This window comes from Candidatus Nitrosotenuis chungbukensis, assembly GCF_000685395.1.
Classification (GTDB): domain Archaea; phylum Thermoproteota; class Nitrososphaeria; order Nitrososphaerales; family Nitrosopumilaceae; genus Nitrosotenuis; species Nitrosotenuis chungbukensis.
Map to the genome: position 1 here is coordinate 51,897 of NZ_AVSQ01000016.1, position 13,932 is coordinate 65,828.

Below are 13,932 nucleotides of genomic sequence, written 5' to 3' on the forward strand. Positions count from 1 at the left end.
CATTGGCGGTATGTCCCATTATTTAGTCCTAGAATTTTTAACTGGCACAAAAAAATCACAATGAGTGAAAATTGCATTAATTCTCACACTGGCAGGCCTTGCGTCTTATTTTGGAATCGTCCTATTTGTGGTTCCTCAAGAATATTCAGATGTTCCGACCCTTGAGCCTCAGCCAAGCTTTGATGCAAAAATAAGTTCAAACCACATCCGTCTTGGAGATTCCTTTGACATTGTGGTATATTCAGGCAACTCTAATGATGCATCTGACATACAGATAGTGTCAATTGCGTTTCCAAACATGACGAAGATAGGAAGCAATGTGGAAATTGTCAGCTATGACTTTACCCAGTCTCCAAGGTATGTAAAAACTGGAGACAAAATCGGCTATGCTTATTCAGGTGGAACAAAATTGGTCCTGGCGCAATATCCGTCAATTGAGGCGTACAGCAGGCCAGTAACTCCGGGCGCTCATTATTCCGTGGAATTGAAGGTAACTCCAGATACGGTAGGAAATTTTACGGTATTTGTAAAGACTGTCGCAATTCCTCACACTACTGAGTATTCACATTATCCACATTCTGGAATAAAGGATCATCAAAACGAGTATGTGGAATCTTTTTCTGTAATGGTTTCCCAATAATTTACATAAACCAACAGGGGAATTACAATAATTGAATTACTCCCAAACCGATTCTGCAAAAAACTACCGGGTGTTTTTTCTTGGAAACATTTTGATCAGCATTGGCATATTGATTGTGACTACTGGCGGAAGCTGGGACATATCAAACCACTTGCTAAACAGACCTGAAACGTTTTTTGCTCCTCCGCACGCCGTCCTTTATTCCGGGGTGATGGTTGCACTGTTTGGGGCAGCACTTGTGATGCTGAAAATGTCTGTAAAAGAAATAAAGTCAGAAAACCGGTTCTCGATAAAATTAATACTGGTTGGAATCGTATTGCTGCTTGGCGCAGGGCCGTTTGATTTTCTCTGGCATTCTAGTTTTGGATTGGACGGGTTGCTCAGTCCGCCCCACCTTGCACTGATTTGCGGCATGGTGTTCTCCAGCATAGGCTCGTTTATCTCGATTGCAAAAAACTCTGCGGTTTTTGTCAGTAGATCATATGTGTCAAAAAACATTCTGACTGTACTTAGCATCATTCCGGTATGGCTGTCTGTGACTGGTTTGTTTTTCTCGTTTTCGTTGCCCTTTTCGCAAACTGATTATTTTGATTTTAATCCAGACCCTGTCTTTGGAGCGATTTTTGCAACAATCGCGTTTCCTTTTTTGATTTCACTCATGCTGCACATGGCATATCTTGTAAATGACAGGAAATTCGGTTTTATCTCCACTACTGGTGCTACGCTAGTTGTCATTAACATGATGACTTCGATCATCCCAAATCCTTGGCTGCATCCGACAGTTCCGTTTTACTTGTTTACCATAATCCCAATAGTTCTCTGTGATTTGGTGCTGATGATGACTAAAAACAAAATGCGCACCTATCTTGCAGCTGGAGTTTTTGGAATGCTTGGCTATTTTGTGTATTACCCGCTAATCACTCACGTGTACAACAAAATAGACACAAACCAGATTGTCTCTGCCAGCATGACTTCAAAAATTTACTTTGATATGGTTTTGTCAGTTTACCCACTCATCGCAGTTCCGTGTATCGTAATGGGTCTAGTCGGCGCTTTGGTCTGTCATAGGATGATAAATTCCATAAGGCGTCAGGAGATCAGCTCACCGTTATCTTGATCTCTGATCTTGCTGCCAACGCACTTGCGTTTTGTATGCTGTCCCAGAGAAATATCTGGGCAGTATAGGTTCCAGGCCTGTCTGTGACCCAGGAAAGCGCCGGCGAAAAAGTCTGCTGCGCCTTAAACGACGCTTTAATCCACGTTAGTTGAACTGGAACCTTGTTCTGATCTAATACCTGGACTATGTATACAAAGTCCTGGTTTTGGCCCTGCATGTTTGTAATGTCTGCTGAAATCTGTACCTGCTGATTGGTGTTGATGTTCTGTGCTGATGCCTCCCCAAATGCGTTTACCAGCCGCACGTTCTTTAGCTCTGCACGACTCGTCCCGTCTAGTGCAAAGGCGTGCGGCGTTGTGATTAAAACTAAAACACATATGCCAAAAATCAAAATTTTCTCTAGCACGCATGAATACTAATCTGTAGGATACTAAAGAGTTTGCATGGAGACATCTGTGAAAACTGCCTTTACGTCAGATCTATTCTGTAATAGTCCCATCTTTCTGGGTCGAATTTGGTTACAAATTCCGCCTTTTCATGGCCGTCGACTCGTTTTTGAATTACATCCCTTAGGGCAAAGCTTGTCAGGTACTTGTAGTTCATCGAATGCGCCTGCATTGTGAACAGGTGCCTCATTTCACTTCCACCTCGCAGTCCCCAGTAGCCCATCTTTAACGCGATTGGCTCCAAAAACACCGTGTTGTTCTTGCCGTAATTCTCGTCTATTATTTCGGGACGCAAGATGTAGTTTTCTATTGGCCCGCCTTTTGCAAAACCAATTATCGGTCCATCGGAACTCCCAAGTCGCAATGTGTTGAGAATGGTCTTTGTGTCTCTCATCGTTCTCTCAAAATGCTCTCTGTCAAACTGCAGGGGCATTGGCAGTTCATTGTATATTTCTACTAGAGTTTTTACAAAATCCGAATCGTCCCTTATCTTCATTGATTCTATTTTTGGAACCAGTCTTAGATTCTCGTATAGGTAATCTGATTGGATCTTTATTTCTTGTTGCCTCAAATTCAAAAATCCCGTCACCGTGTCCATGAAGTTTTTTCTCATGTGCTTTGGGAGTGCCCTGAGGACTGTCTCGCACATCTCTGCCTCGTCATTTAGCAGGTCCTCAAAATACGCAACTGAGCGTTTTACTATAAATGAAGGATGCCATGCCAGCGCGTGAGCATTCTTTTTTGCCATGTCCATCGCCTTGCCAAAGTCTCCCAGCGCATACCCGCTCACCCTGTCAATTATTGAGAGCAGCCATCCCAGTTTCATAAAGTATTCTTGCATTTGCGGATTGTCTTTTGTGATTGGCGATTCGTTAAAGCATTCCTGAATTTGTTTTTCCGCACGTTCTTTGAGCTTGCCGCCCCACGGGTACGTGGTGCGCAAAATCAGGGCCTTTACGATATTAAGATCAAGTTCCGCATCATGGCAAAGCTGCTTTACACTGCCATCGTGCGTTAGAAACCTGATCACGTTGTCCTCGTGTGGCTTGTCTACGCTTTTTTGCGGGTCAAAATCGTGAAACAGTGCAGCCGCGTAAAGGTACTTAAAATCATCAGGACGCACGTTGTTTAGTATGCTCTTCCAATTTAGGACAATCATGGAAACGTACGTTACCTCGAGCTCGTGCGTTATGTTGTGGTATCCGTAGTAGTCTTTCCCAAGTCCTTGGGACTCGAAGAGCTTTATGGTGTAATCTAGCATGCGCGTATAACAGGGCTTTTCCAATCCGCATGAAACCGATAGGTTGATGATTTCATTTCTAAGAGTCTGTGGATTAGCAAACAATTGCAATAATCTATCGATAATCCACTCAGTTTTAAATCTGTGGCTAATAATTCAAACAGATTTTGTAAATTTTACAAAGTACTGTGCGGTTTTTATGCAAGAATTTCAAATTAAAAGACATCGTCACATCCGTCCGGCATACCAAGTATTGTGTTTTTGATCAAGTCAAACAGCTTGATATGCCGTATGAACACACACACGGTATTCTACTAAGTGATTCGTAGTGTATCATGAGCACAAAACAAACTCAAATCAAAATTAAATCCCCAAATAAATCCCAAATCCAATCCAAAATACTGCACCTTCTTGAAGAAGGGTGCTCTGACAAAAACAAAATCTATGCCGCAATCCAAAATGACTTTGACGTATCCAAGTCCGAGGCGAGAATTGCCTGCAAGGAGGTAAAAATCGATCTCATGCTAAAATTAAAGGTCTTGCAGTCTGGCGTACTTGAGATGTGAGTGCACGAATTAGCAAAACTCAAAACCCCAAATTTTTCACCACATGGATATGGATGACTCGCAGGTAATCTCGTCTCTGGTTGATCAGCAAAACAAACTGCGATTTACAATGTCAGTTGGCGGGGCGAACTATCCCGTGGAATCACTTGACATTGCGCACATGCAAACCCCTGTGACAAAACCGACAATGCGTGGCGGAGTGTATTTTTCAAATTTGAAAGAGTACAAAATCAGGGCAAAATTCTCAGATGCTGCGCTGTCGTCCGTTCTCTCTAAAACAATGCTTGGGCCGAACACTGATTTTGAGCGGATCGAGTTTTTGACCGACGTGGAATCTGGCGGTACAAAAAAACAAGCTACGTTATTTGCAAACCTGACAAACTATGTGCAGCGTGGAGGCGGCCTTGAGCTAAATCTTGTCGTCGTCGGCGCAGAACTATCCGACTGATGCCTTGTAGTACGCATCGTATGTTTTCCTTTTTTCCGCATCCGATAAAATCTTGTATGCTTTGCTGATCTCCGCTAGCCTTTCGGCTGTTTTTTCGTCCTTTGACTTGTCTGGGTGTAGTTCTTTTACAAGCTGCCTGAACCTTGCTTTGATCATTTTTTGATCTGCATCGTTTGGCACCCCGAGCATGGCATAGTAGTCTGGTAGGCTTGACTCTTGTACCTGCCTTCTGAACTCTTCTGCGTCCTTGCTCTTTTTTGTAGATGAGATAAAGTCATCCTCGTCTTCGTTCCACGGGGAGTGATACTTTTCATAGTCCCTGTTCCGCTTGGACTCCAAATCCTTTTCCTCATATCCTGTTTTTCTTCTAAGAATTATGTCGCGTGCAAGATACAGAAACAAACCGACTACTGCAACTGCCATTATTACAAGTGCCATCTGTACATCTTTCACATTGTAGTATTCTGAAATTTCTTCTGAGCCGCGCGGGGCTTGGCTTGGGTCTGGCTGTTGAGCGTTTACAAACTGTGGTGTTTCTAAGCACTGCGCCATCAAGAATGCCGCAAATGCAAATAGGATGAAAAGTTTCATTTAAGCTGAATTGTTTTTAAAATTTTATTAATATTCCGTATTCCTAAACCAGCCTGAAATCCTCTTTAACCGTGTTTAAAACTATGTTTGTCACCGTCTTGTCTACGTTTGGCTTTGAGGACAATGACTTGACAAATTTGCTCAGATCCTCCCTGTTTTTGAACTTGGCAACAACTACAGTGTCTGACTCTCCTGTCACGTCATATACTGCGCAAACGTTCTCGAGGCTAGACAGTTCGTTTTCAATTTCTACCATTTTGCCCTTCTTTGTAAAAATCTCAATTATTGCTGTAAGATCGTAGCCAAGCTTTTCATGGTCTATTATGGCGGTGTATCCTCTGACTATCTTTTCTCTTTCCATCTTTTTGATTCTAGTCAGGATGGTGACTGTGGACATGCCTAGCTTGAGCGCCATCTGCCTTGATGACAACCTCGCATCGACTAGCAGGTTTTTTAGAATTTTTATGTCAGTTTTATCCAGCAATGTGATCCATGATGGAATTTACAAATATTAAACCTTGCCGTGTTTTTTTGAATACTTTTTTACTCTACCCCTAATCTAGATTAAATTCATCATCCACGTATCATAAACTGTGAAAGCATGATTGAAAAATATTTTGACATTAACCGCCTTTACGGCAAAATCCTCAGGTACTACATTGACAAAAAACGCTACTCAAAGGAAGAGGCTAACGCCATTGCACAAAAAATCATCCAAAAAGAGCGACGTATGCGAATGTGCAAAAACGCAAACTGCAAGCATTTGCTCAATGACCACATTAGAAACTACGACTCGTGTCTCGTAGAGTCGTGCACATGTGAAAAATTTACTCGCTGAGGTTTTCGCCTTCTATTTTTTGCACAAAATCCCTAAGTGAGAATGGTTTTTGCAAAAAATCTACCTTTTTTTTGAGCTGCTTTGTGTTGTCGCTCCCAGTAAGAGCATAGGCTGACGCAAATATTATTTTCTGCCTTGGGTTTGCCTCAAGTATCTCCTCTGCCACCTCTGAGCCTGACTTTTTTGGCATGGACTGGTCCAATACTACGACATCAAACGGGTTATTGTCAAGCGAGTCAAACTCTGTTTTTTTGAGCTCATTTCGGTATTTTTCTAGGCACTCTGAGCCGTCCCTTGTTATGACGACATTGTGGCCGTACTTTCTCAAAATTCTGTCATACTGGGTTGCCGTAAACTGATTGTCCTCAGCAATGAGTATGTTCAAACTCATGCCTATGGTTTTACCGTTTGGCGTTTTAACCCTAGTCTGTTCTATTCAAACACACAATGATAACACAGAAACCTAGTATAGGAAGAATCACAAACGATATTGCATGCCTGATGTGAGCGAACTGGTGAAAAAAGGAAAGGCTCTGCTAGTCGAGGGAAACTTTGAGGATGCGCTGGCGTATTTTGAGCAGGCCCTTTTGTTAAGCCGAAACGATCCTGATATTTGGAATCAAAAAGGTGCCGCACTGAGAAGCCTTGGCAGGTACGACGAGGCACTGGAATGTTTTAACAAGTCCCTTGAGATGGACCCTGCAGACAGGCACTCCTCATAGATTCCATATCAAGAGCATGTGTCTTTGTTGTTGACAAAAGAATAATTATTATCTAAATCAAACACATTTGTAAATACGGAATTGAATAACATTGAAAAGATTTTGAGTCATGCCCTTGATTTGTGTGAGGATGGTGATTTTGAAAAGGCAGTAAATCTATATGATCGCATACTGAGAATGGACCCAAACAATGTCAATGCATTAATTGACAAGGGCGTGGCACTGCAAAACCTTGACAAGCTAAAACCCGCACTGCTATGCTTTGAAAACGCGCTTAAGATTGATAAAAAAAACATCACGGCCCTTGTCAACAAGGGCTCTGTATTGCACGGGCTAGGCGAGTTCCAAAAAGCAATTCTGGCATACGACGAGGCAATCGCAATTGATAAAAAATGCACGATGGCACTTGCCTACAAGGGGCTGTCCCTTGGAGAGATGGGCTCAGTAGAAGACGCACTCAAATATTTCAAAAAGGCGCTGAGAATAGACAAGGATTATGACGTTGCCCTCATAAACAAGCAAATAGCGCAGAATCTGCTAAGACAGTCCAAGTCCTAGTCTGATACTAGTTGCAAGAATCTGGGGTTGTCGTATAATTTTGCAAAGGCCTTGTGGTTCTTTGCCTTTATCTTGAACTGGCGGGAAACCCTTACTGCCTCCCTTAGCGTATCTAGGGCATGCTCTGTGCTGTCTAGCATTGCAAGGCTGGCTGATTTGTCAAACAATACGTCGCCATTTTCTGAATGTCCCTCTAAAATGACATCGCAGCAATAAACCGAATCCCTGTAGTTTCCTAGGGAAAACAGAATTCGCTCTTTATGGTACAACGCGATGGCGTCTTTTGGGTTTTCCTCTAGTATTTGATTGCAGTAATTGATGGCCTCCCCGTATTTTTTCATCTTTCTTAGAGACGATGCCTTGTTTATCAGGATAGTCTTGTCATTTGGGGTGATTTGCAGCGCCTCGTCATAGCACCGTATTGCACGTTCGTGATCCTTTAGCTTGCCAAGCGAATATCCCTTGTTGTTTAGCGCAACCACTTGCCTTGGATTGATTGCAAGTACCTTGTCATACATTGACAGCGCATCGTGAAATTTCTTTTTCAGAAACAAGCGATTTGCGTCTTCTAGCATTTCTTCAACTGACATTTCAAACCAACTAGAACACTGTTACGTCGCCAGGTGCCGGCTCTCGCCTGTGCGACTCGTGATGATCTACAAATTCCTTATGTGACGTTTCCTGATGCTCTCGCAACTTTTCTATTGTCTCAAATGCATTGTTGCAAATGTAGCATTTTGGCTTGTATTCGTCGACAATTGGGAGCACCATGAAATTGGTTTGTCTTAAAACCTACTTAATCCTTCACGTGTGTTTGGGGTGGCATGGTCGTTTTTTCATACGTGGCGTTCCATAGTGTTAAATATCGTCTAAAGTCGCATACAGGTATGCAAAAACTGGGATTCATGGCATCAGTATTGCTGTTAACTGCAGCACTGGTTGGACCAATTGGATTTTCGTTTGCGCAAACTGATGCCGGCTCAAATGCCACATCAACAGACACCGATGTCAAAATAGAACAAATGACACAAAAAATGGAAGTAAAGAAACAAAAGATTCAATCAAAAGTTGACGCCAAAGTCTTAGCGCTCAAAGAAAGATCACTAAAACAGCAACGAACACTAGACGACATTCTTGAGAAAAGAGCACAGAAACTGCAAGAGCACAGAGAAGCAAAAGAAGGAAAGATGGTAGAAAGGCGTGCACAAGCAGAAAAACAGATGGCAGAAAAGAAAACAAAGTCCGAGCAAAAAATGACTAATGTAAAAGCCGTATTTGAAGAAAAGATGGCAAAGCTGAGGGCCCAGTTCGAAGACAAGATGGCAAAAAAAATGGAGGCGCATGACAAAAAAGTGGCAGAAAAAAGAGAAGCACTTGCAAAAAAGATGGCATCTGTGAAAGCATTTGCACCTGAATCTATCAAAGTTTCAGTATCAAACAGCACATCTGCAAATCCATAACCAAAAGTGGCGCAGTTTTTTAATTTATAATCTGAATTTAGAATTGTTTCGCAGTTACTAATTTATAGTAAAAGCGTGATATTATGATGTGCAAAAAATAGGAATTACTGTGTCGATTCTACTTTTGGCATCTCTGATTGCGATTCCACATAATTTGTCGGCTGCAGAATCTGCCGATTCTAAAACCGATGTAAAGTCTGCAAAACAGACGGCCTCTGAAAGAATACGTGAATTTGAGTCAATCCAGGAAGAAAAAATAAAGGCAATTGAGGCAAAACAAAAGGCGCTCTTAGACGATCAAGTGAAGAAAAGTAAGGAGGTCCTTGACAAGAAAAAGCTGCAGCAAAAGGAACTGGACCTGAAGAGAAAGGCACTGCAGGAACAAAAGGACGCCGCAAGAAAAGAAGCACTTGCAAAAAAGCAGGAAAAGCTAGATGAAATCAAGGCAATAAAAGAAAGAGCCAAACAACAAGTCGATGAAATGATGCAAAAAAGACAACAAATGCTTGACGAGCAAAAGCAAGTAAACACAAAGGTAAAGATTGAAAAACAAAAAGCAGAACTTGATCTCAAACTAAAGGAGACAAAACAAAAAACACTGCTTGACCAGCAAGCGCTGCAAAAAGAACTGACAAAGAAGCGTCAAGAGGCTGCAGACGAAATCAAAGAGAAAAGACAAGCACTCGAAGACAAGGCAAAAGAGCGCATAAAGGAACTGTATGAAAAGAAGGCACAAAAAGCGCAGCAGGCTGCACTGGCAAAGGCAAAGCCAAAATCTGCAGACAGCACCTCTGATAACTGATCTGCCTGCACTCAGTTTATTTTATATTTACAGATTGCGCCAAACAAGCCGTTGCTACGCGATTTAATCAGTGAGTCAAAAGCCCTGGAACGAGTTTTCTCTGGAGAGGAGCTGTCATACAACGACGGACTGGAACTGATGGATAATGACAACCTTTTCACCGTTGGCGCAACTGCGGATCTAGTGAGAAAGAGTCTGGTTGGGGACAGGGTAACGTTTGCCGCCTCCTACTACATGAACTATACAAATCTCTGTGCTGCCAGCTGCCAAATGTGCGCGTTTTACCGCAAGGGCGACGAGTCTGACGCATATACGCTGAGCCCTGAGCAAATTGAGCAGAGGGTGGGACTTGCAAAACAAATGGGCGCAACTGAGGTACACATTGTCGGAGGATTTCATCCGACACTTACGCTTGACTATTATGAAAACATGATGAAGATAATCAAAAAGCATCACCCTGAACTTACAATCAAGGCGTTTACTGCCGCAGAAATATTCTTTTTATCAAAGCTTACAAAAAATTCTGTCAAGGAAATATTGTCTAGATTAAAGGCAGCAGGACTTGACTCCATGCCTGGGGGAGGCGCAGAGCTGTTCCACCCGGAAATCCGAAGTCAGATAGTGCGCGGCAAGTGCTCAGGCCAGGAATGGCTTGACACGATAGAACAGGCACATAACTTGGGAATTCGAAGCAATGCTACAATGCTTTATGGGCACATTGAAAAGCCTCACCATATCATAGATCATCTCATAAAGATTCGCGAACTGCAAAAAAAGACGGGCGGATTCATCACATTCATTCCACTAAAGTTTAGCCTTGACAACACGGAGCTTGAGCAAAACGATCTTGTAAAGCACGAGTGCTCATCCATCTATGATCTAAAAATTATAGCCGTATCGCGGCTCATGCTTGCAGGTGTGCTAAACAACATTTCTGTTTACTGGGTTGCGTTTGGGAAAAAGCTTGCACAGGTTGCACTCTCAAATGGCGGAAGCGACCTTGTGGGAACTGCGTTTTCTGAGGAAATATACCGTGCAGCAGGAAAGCCTACCACCTCTTCGGTAATGGAGCTAGCTACGATGGTAAAGGAAATAGGAAGAGAGCCAATCCAGCGAAACACGTTCTTTAAGACGCTACGGACCTTCTGATTTTAGATACTTGTTAACCGAGTCTACCTTTGAATCAATTGTCTGATTTTTGTCTGACCTTGAATCTATTTTGAGTATTACTTCTACTCGTTTTACTCCCATCCTGTGAACCGCATCTGTCATTATTTTTGTTGCCTCAAATATCCTCTCAATTCTGTCTGATTCAAGTACAGTCCCCATCGGGGTGATCTTGTACTTTACATCTTTAAAATCAGCAATTGCCTCAATTGCCCTTGCGACATAGATGCTAACACTAGTAGAATCCGTACCGATTGGGTAGATGCTGATTTCTGCGTGAATCATATCAAGATTTTAAAAATCAGTTTTGATTAAAATCTTTAGGCCTTTCGTCCTTTTCTATTGTCTTTGCGCCGCCTTTTTTCCTTCTCGCACCAAAACTAATCAGGACGAGCAAAAACCCAACGCCTGCCGCCATGCCTGCCAAGTTTGTATAGTTTCTATTTTCCTGCTGTTTTACCAAAAGGTCATCTGCCTGGGCCTGCGTCATGCCTTCGTGCCAAACCGGAGTTGAGGAATTGAGATAAAATATTATGACTAGTCCAACTGAGACCAACGATATTCCGCCGGCTAGTATTTTCTTGTCTACCAGAACCATGATCATCTATACTATGTGATAATTATATACAAATCTAACCCTAAAACTTGGCTTGGCTGATCTTAATCTCAAATTTTGGCACTAGGTTCTTCTCAGACGCCATCGAGAAAAATCGCCTGATTGATTCCTCGCCTGACTTTCCCATGTCTACTGTTACGTCGTTTACGTACATTGATACAAATTTCTTGATTAGGTCAGCCGGCTTGCCTCTGCTGTACTGCATGGAATAGTCAAGTGCATCATCGAGGTGCTCTAGTCCGTATTTTATTGAATCGTGCAGGTATTTGTCGAATCTCTGTATCGTCTCCTGGCCAAACTTGTCGCTCATTACGTTTGTCCCAAGGGGCACAGGGAGTCCGTTTGTTGTCTTGTCCCACCACTCCCCAACGTCGAGAATCTTTTGCAAGCCTTCGTGCTTGTACGATAACTGGGTTTCGTGGATCACCAGGCCTGCGTCTACCTTTCCGCTGTTTACTGCATCTGGGATGTCGCTAAACTTCATTTCAACATGGTCGAATTTGCCAATCATTAGCTGGAGCAGCAAAAACGCCGATGTCATTTTTCCCGGAATTGCGATTTTCAAATTCTTCAGCTCTTCTGGCTTGATGTTTTGTTTTGCAATCACAATTGGCCCGTATCCGATTCCAAAGCTTCCACCGCTGCGCAAAATAGTATAGTCTGGGATGTATGCACATGCATGAATTGACACTGCCGTGACGTCAAGCTCGTGCCTCTGCGCCCTCTTGTTTAGCTCCTCGATATCTGCAATAACATGTCTTATGGTAAACCCTTGTGATGGAATCTTTCCAGTTAGCATTCCGTAGAACATGAACGCGTCGTCTGAGTCTGGAGTATGTCCGACAGAAATTTCCATGCATGCTGTCTGAAATTTGGCTCTAAATATCTATTCTAAATTTCTTGCCTTGACAGTTCTCTGATGATGTCTTTTTCTGTGACAAAGCCAACTATCTTGCGACGATCGGTTATTGCGACGCCATGGATTCTGTATTCTAGTAGTATCTTTGCAATCCTTGGAAGGCTAGTCTGTGCCGTAACTGTGATTATTTGTTTTGTCATCACGTCTGATATCTTGCAGTTTTTTCCATAGTCTGTAAAAACACTTGATGCATCTTGCTCGTATCTGAACACCTTGCCGAGGAAGTTCCCAAAGGTCACAATCCCGACTGGCTCGTCTTGAGAGTTTTTAATCAAAAGGCGCGATACCTGGGCTGATATCATTTTTGCCAGCCCGTCATACATGCTAGCGTCGTCATGCACAAAAAAACTCCCATACGTCATGACGTCCTGAATTTTTTTAGAGTCCGTCGCGTTTTCATGATAGTGTTTGACCAAGTCGTGCTTTGTCATTATTCCGATGATTCCGTCTTTGCCCTTGATGCCGATCATGTTTGTCTTTTTTGCAAGCATCATTTCTGCGCAGTTTGGGATTGGCGCGTACTGGTCGACTAGGACCAGCTCCTTCATTACACTTGATACTGGAATCGTTTTGGTGTTTTGGTTTTTTGAAACTAGGGCCTTTCCGACATCCCTTGCGGACATGATACCACTCTGTGTTTTTTTTGCGTCTACTATCAGGCCCGATATCCTGTTGTCGATGATTTTTTCAATTCCGTCGTACACTGCCGAATCTTTGCCGATTGAAATTGGCTCCTTGGACAGGTCCTCTGCAGTTACCAAATAACTGCGTCTTTTTTGCTGGCTTAACAATAACACTGGAAATTTGCCCAAAACCATATAGTGTAGCATGTTTGATTCATCCAAACAAAATTTCCAAACCAATACACTGAAAATAAAAACCGCCGCTGGTAATAGATAGACGTGCGCACAATTTTGGCATTTGAACGTGACATCGAGTCACAGCTGGAGTTTTTAGATACGTTCAAACCGCAAAAGCAAATCAATCCAAAGGGTGCGCTGTTTTGCGGCAGCGGTGACTCGCTTGCGTCGTCAATGATGGCAGAATGCTTTTCTGACTATCAAGCCCTGGCAGTAGACCCGCTTGTTCTGGCAAAAAACAAGAGCATTTCAAAAAACAAGCATGTCTACTTTGTTTCAATATCTGGAAACACTATTTCAAACATCAGGGCCGCAAAAATGGTAAAAAAATCAACCGCAATAACAAAAAACCCAACAAGCAATCTTGCCAAGGCGTGCACTGATACCATTCCACTTGACTATTACGATTCTGGTGTGATGACATCTGGAAGCATCAGCTTTCTTGCCAGCATGCTTGCGTGCATGTCTCTTGTCTTTGGCTTTAGAGTTAAAAATGCCAGAAAACTGTTTCTCTCTGCCAAATCTCAGGCAAGAAAAATCGCACTAAAAAACAAAGTCTACTTTATTGGAAACCAGCACACGTATCCGCTGTGCATGTATGCTGCAGCCAAGCTTCATGAGGTACTGGGCATGGATGCGCATTATGATATGATAGAACAGTTCTCACACGCAGGTTTGTTTTCTGCCAAACCTGGTGACACCGTAATAATATTTGAAGGAAAAAACGCTCACAATGCATGCCTTGTATCGCAACTAAAAAGTCTCGGCCTGTCTGTGCACACTCCTTCAATCAAGTCAGGCAGCAAAATTTCCCAAGTTATTTTTTACACGTTTGTATCGCAGGTTCTGGCGCTAAATGGTGCAAAAAGAAAACGCCTTACGGACTGTTATTTTATTACGGAAAAGAAAATTCGAAATGTTAGCTCGTCAATGATTTACTAA

22 protein-coding genes are annotated in these 13,932 nt (G+C 42.6%); 11 read left to right on the forward strand and 11 right to left on the reverse strand.

Going from position 1 to position 13,932, the window contains the following annotated elements:
* Positions 1 to 64: 64 nt before the first annotated feature.
* A complete protein-coding gene (locus NKMY2_RS06285; protein ID WP_042686066.1) occupies positions 65 to 640 on the forward strand; it encodes a hypothetical protein in 576 nt (191 codons plus the stop codon).
* Positions 641 to 671: 31 nt separating this feature from the next.
* Positions 672 to 1,757: a hypothetical protein gene (locus NKMY2_RS06290; protein ID WP_052347566.1), complete on the forward strand. Its 1,086-nt coding sequence runs from the start codon at positions 672 to 674 to the stop codon at positions 1,755 to 1,757.
* On the opposite strand, the gene NKMY2_RS06295 is transcribed toward NKMY2_RS06290, so the two are convergent.
* Positions 1,738 to 2,163, reverse strand: coding sequence for a hypothetical protein (locus NKMY2_RS06295; protein ID WP_052347567.1), 426 nt, complete (start codon positions 2,161 to 2,163; stop codon positions 1,738 to 1,740). The genes NKMY2_RS06290 and NKMY2_RS06295 overlap by 20 nt on opposite strands.
* A 62-nt stretch (positions 2,164 to 2,225) precedes the next feature.
* Positions 2,226 to 3,554: a hypothetical protein gene (locus NKMY2_RS06300; protein ID WP_042686070.1), complete on the reverse strand. Its 1,329-nt coding sequence runs from the start codon at positions 3,552 to 3,554 to the stop codon at positions 2,226 to 2,228.
* 224 nt (positions 3,555 to 3,778) lie between these two features.
* Between NKMY2_RS06300 and NKMY2_RS06305 the strand changes: the two genes are divergently transcribed.
* Both NKMY2_RS06305 and NKMY2_RS06310 read left to right on the forward strand, forming a co-directional pair.
* Positions 3,779 to 4,009, forward strand: coding sequence for a hypothetical protein (locus NKMY2_RS06305; RefSeq protein ID WP_042686073.1), 231 nt, complete (start codon positions 3,779 to 3,781; stop codon positions 4,007 to 4,009).
* Between the two features lie 49 nt (positions 4,010 to 4,058).
* Positions 4,059 to 4,457 (forward strand): hypothetical protein, encoded by a 399-nt coding sequence (locus NKMY2_RS06310; protein ID WP_042686077.1) that lies wholly within the window; start codon positions 4,059 to 4,061, stop codon positions 4,455 to 4,457.
* On the opposite strand, the gene NKMY2_RS06315 is transcribed toward NKMY2_RS06310, so the two are convergent.
* Positions 4,446 to 5,048 carry a DnaJ domain-containing protein gene (locus NKMY2_RS06315; RefSeq protein WP_052347568.1) on the reverse strand — a complete coding sequence of 201 codons (603 nt, stop codon included), beginning with the start codon at positions 5,046 to 5,048 and terminating at the stop codon, positions 4,446 to 4,448. The two genes, NKMY2_RS06310 and NKMY2_RS06315, sit on opposite strands and share 12 nt — an antisense overlap.
* 43 nt (positions 5,049 to 5,091) lie before the next feature.
* Positions 5,092 to 5,529 (reverse strand): Lrp/AsnC family transcriptional regulator, encoded by a 438-nt coding sequence (locus NKMY2_RS06320; protein WP_042686287.1) that lies wholly within the window; start codon positions 5,527 to 5,529, stop codon positions 5,092 to 5,094.
* Between the two features lie 120 nt (positions 5,530 to 5,649).
* On the opposite strand from NKMY2_RS06320, the gene NKMY2_RS06325 reads away from it, so the two are divergent.
* Positions 5,650 to 5,886: a hypothetical protein gene (locus tag NKMY2_RS06325; protein ID WP_042686081.1), complete on the forward strand. Its 237-nt coding sequence runs from the start codon at positions 5,650 to 5,652 to the stop codon at positions 5,884 to 5,886.
* Here NKMY2_RS06325 and NKMY2_RS06330 read toward each other — a convergent pair.
* Positions 5,876 to 6,277, reverse strand: a complete 402-nt coding sequence (locus tag NKMY2_RS06330) for a response regulator (protein WP_042686086.1) — start codon at positions 6,275 to 6,277, stop codon at positions 5,876 to 5,878. The genes NKMY2_RS06325 and NKMY2_RS06330 overlap by 11 nt on opposite strands.
* A gap of 103 nt (positions 6,278 to 6,380) precedes the next feature.
* Here NKMY2_RS06330 and NKMY2_RS06335 point away from each other — a divergent pair, with 103 nt between their 5' ends.
* Both NKMY2_RS06335 and NKMY2_RS06340 read left to right on the forward strand, forming a co-directional pair.
* On the forward strand, positions 6,381 to 6,608 hold the full coding sequence (locus NKMY2_RS06335; protein WP_042686091.1) for a tetratricopeptide repeat protein: 228 nt from the start codon (positions 6,381 to 6,383) through the stop codon (positions 6,606 to 6,608).
* 81 nt (positions 6,609 to 6,689) lie between these two features.
* Positions 6,690 to 7,166, forward strand: a complete 477-nt coding sequence (locus tag NKMY2_RS06340) for a tetratricopeptide repeat protein (RefSeq protein WP_042686094.1) — start codon at positions 6,690 to 6,692, stop codon at positions 7,164 to 7,166.
* Here the strand turns inward: NKMY2_RS06340 and NKMY2_RS06345 are convergent.
* Both NKMY2_RS06345 and NKMY2_RS10895 read right to left on the reverse strand, forming a co-directional pair.
* Positions 7,163 to 7,756: a tetratricopeptide repeat protein gene (locus tag NKMY2_RS06345; protein ID WP_042686097.1), complete on the reverse strand. Its 594-nt coding sequence runs from the start codon at positions 7,754 to 7,756 to the stop codon at positions 7,163 to 7,165. The two genes, NKMY2_RS06340 and NKMY2_RS06345, sit on opposite strands and share 4 nt — an antisense overlap.
* Before the next feature lie 10 nt (positions 7,757 to 7,766).
* Entirely contained in the window at positions 7,767 to 7,937 is a 171-nt protein-coding gene (locus NKMY2_RS10895; protein WP_177316524.1) for a hypothetical protein, read from the reverse strand.
* A 116-nt stretch (positions 7,938 to 8,053) separates the two neighbouring features.
* Between NKMY2_RS10895 and NKMY2_RS06350 the strand changes: the two genes are divergently transcribed.
* From NKMY2_RS06350 to NKMY2_RS06360, 3 genes are all read left to right on the forward strand, one after another.
* Positions 8,054 to 8,626: a hypothetical protein gene (locus NKMY2_RS06350; protein ID WP_042686099.1), complete on the forward strand. Its 573-nt coding sequence runs from the start codon at positions 8,054 to 8,056 to the stop codon at positions 8,624 to 8,626.
* An 88-nt stretch (positions 8,627 to 8,714) separates the two neighbouring features.
* A complete protein-coding gene (locus NKMY2_RS06355) occupies positions 8,715 to 9,428 on the forward strand; it encodes a hypothetical protein (RefSeq protein WP_042686101.1) in 714 nt (237 codons plus the stop codon).
* Between the two features lie 51 nt (positions 9,429 to 9,479).
* Positions 9,480 to 10,577, forward strand: coding sequence for a radical SAM protein (locus NKMY2_RS06360; RefSeq protein WP_042686104.1), 1,098 nt, complete (start codon positions 9,480 to 9,482; stop codon positions 10,575 to 10,577).
* Here NKMY2_RS06360 and NKMY2_RS06365 read toward each other — a convergent pair.
* Genes NKMY2_RS06365 through NKMY2_RS06380 form a run of 4 tightly spaced genes read right to left on the reverse strand, consistent with a single transcriptional unit; the run spans position 10,563 to position 12,975 of the window.
* Positions 10,563 to 10,880, reverse strand: coding sequence for an MTH1187 family thiamine-binding protein (locus NKMY2_RS06365; protein ID WP_042686107.1), 318 nt, complete (start codon positions 10,878 to 10,880; stop codon positions 10,563 to 10,565). The genes NKMY2_RS06360 and NKMY2_RS06365 overlap by 15 nt on opposite strands.
* A gap of 16 nt (positions 10,881 to 10,896) precedes the next feature.
* Entirely contained in the window at positions 10,897 to 11,193 is a 297-nt protein-coding gene (locus NKMY2_RS06370; RefSeq protein WP_042686290.1) for a hypothetical protein, read from the reverse strand.
* Positions 11,194 to 11,233: 40 nt separating this feature from the next.
* Positions 11,234 to 12,067 (reverse strand): menaquinone biosynthesis family protein, encoded by an 834-nt coding sequence (locus NKMY2_RS06375; protein ID WP_042686109.1) that lies wholly within the window; start codon positions 12,065 to 12,067, stop codon positions 11,234 to 11,236.
* Positions 12,068 to 12,102: 35 nt separating this feature from the next.
* On the reverse strand, positions 12,103 to 12,975 hold the full coding sequence (locus NKMY2_RS06380; protein ID WP_042686112.1) for a CBS domain-containing protein: 873 nt from the start codon (positions 12,973 to 12,975) through the stop codon (positions 12,103 to 12,105).
* Positions 12,976 to 13,032: 57 nt separating this feature from the next.
* Between NKMY2_RS06380 and NKMY2_RS06385 the strand changes: the two genes are divergently transcribed.
* A complete protein-coding gene (locus tag NKMY2_RS06385; RefSeq protein WP_042686116.1) occupies positions 13,033 to 13,932 on the forward strand; it encodes a sugar isomerase in 900 nt (299 codons plus the stop codon).

Coding starts and splice junctions, on each gene's coding strand:
- NKMY2_RS06305 (WP_042686073.1), top strand. CDS start 3,779: ATGAGCACAAAACAAACTCAAATCAAAATTAAATCCCCAAATAAATCC.
- NKMY2_RS06310 (WP_042686077.1), top strand. CDS start 4,059: ATGGATGACTCGCAGGTAATCTCGTCTCTGGTTGATCAGCAAAACAAA.
- NKMY2_RS06315 (WP_052347568.1), bottom strand. CDS start 5,048: ATGAAACTTTTCATCCTATTTGCATTTGCGGCATTCTTGATGGCGCAG.
- NKMY2_RS06325 (WP_042686081.1), top strand. CDS start 5,650: ATGATTGAAAAATATTTTGACATTAACCGCCTTTACGGCAAAATCCTC.
- NKMY2_RS06330 (WP_042686086.1), bottom strand. CDS start 6,277: ATGAGTTTGAACATACTCATTGCTGAGGACAATCAGTTTACGGCAACC.
- NKMY2_RS06335 (WP_042686091.1), top strand. CDS start 6,381: ATGCCTGATGTGAGCGAACTGGTGAAAAAAGGAAAGGCTCTGCTAGTC.
- NKMY2_RS06345 (WP_042686097.1), bottom strand. CDS start 7,756: ATGTCAGTTGAAGAAATGCTAGAAGACGCAAATCGCTTGTTTCTGAAA.
- NKMY2_RS10895 (WP_177316524.1), bottom strand. CDS start 7,937: ATGGTGCTCCCAATTGTCGACGAATACAAGCCAAAATGCTACATTTGC.
- NKMY2_RS06350 (WP_042686099.1), top strand. CDS start 8,054: ATGCAAAAACTGGGATTCATGGCATCAGTATTGCTGTTAACTGCAGCA.
- NKMY2_RS06365 (WP_042686107.1), bottom strand. CDS start 10,880: ATGATTCACGCAGAAATCAGCATCTACCCAATCGGTACGGATTCTACT.
- NKMY2_RS06370 (WP_042686290.1), bottom strand. CDS start 11,193: ATGGTTCTGGTAGACAAGAAAATACTAGCCGGCGGAATATCGTTGGTC.
- NKMY2_RS06375 (WP_042686109.1), bottom strand. CDS start 12,067: ATGGAAATTTCTGTCGGACATACTCCAGACTCAGACGACGCGTTCATG.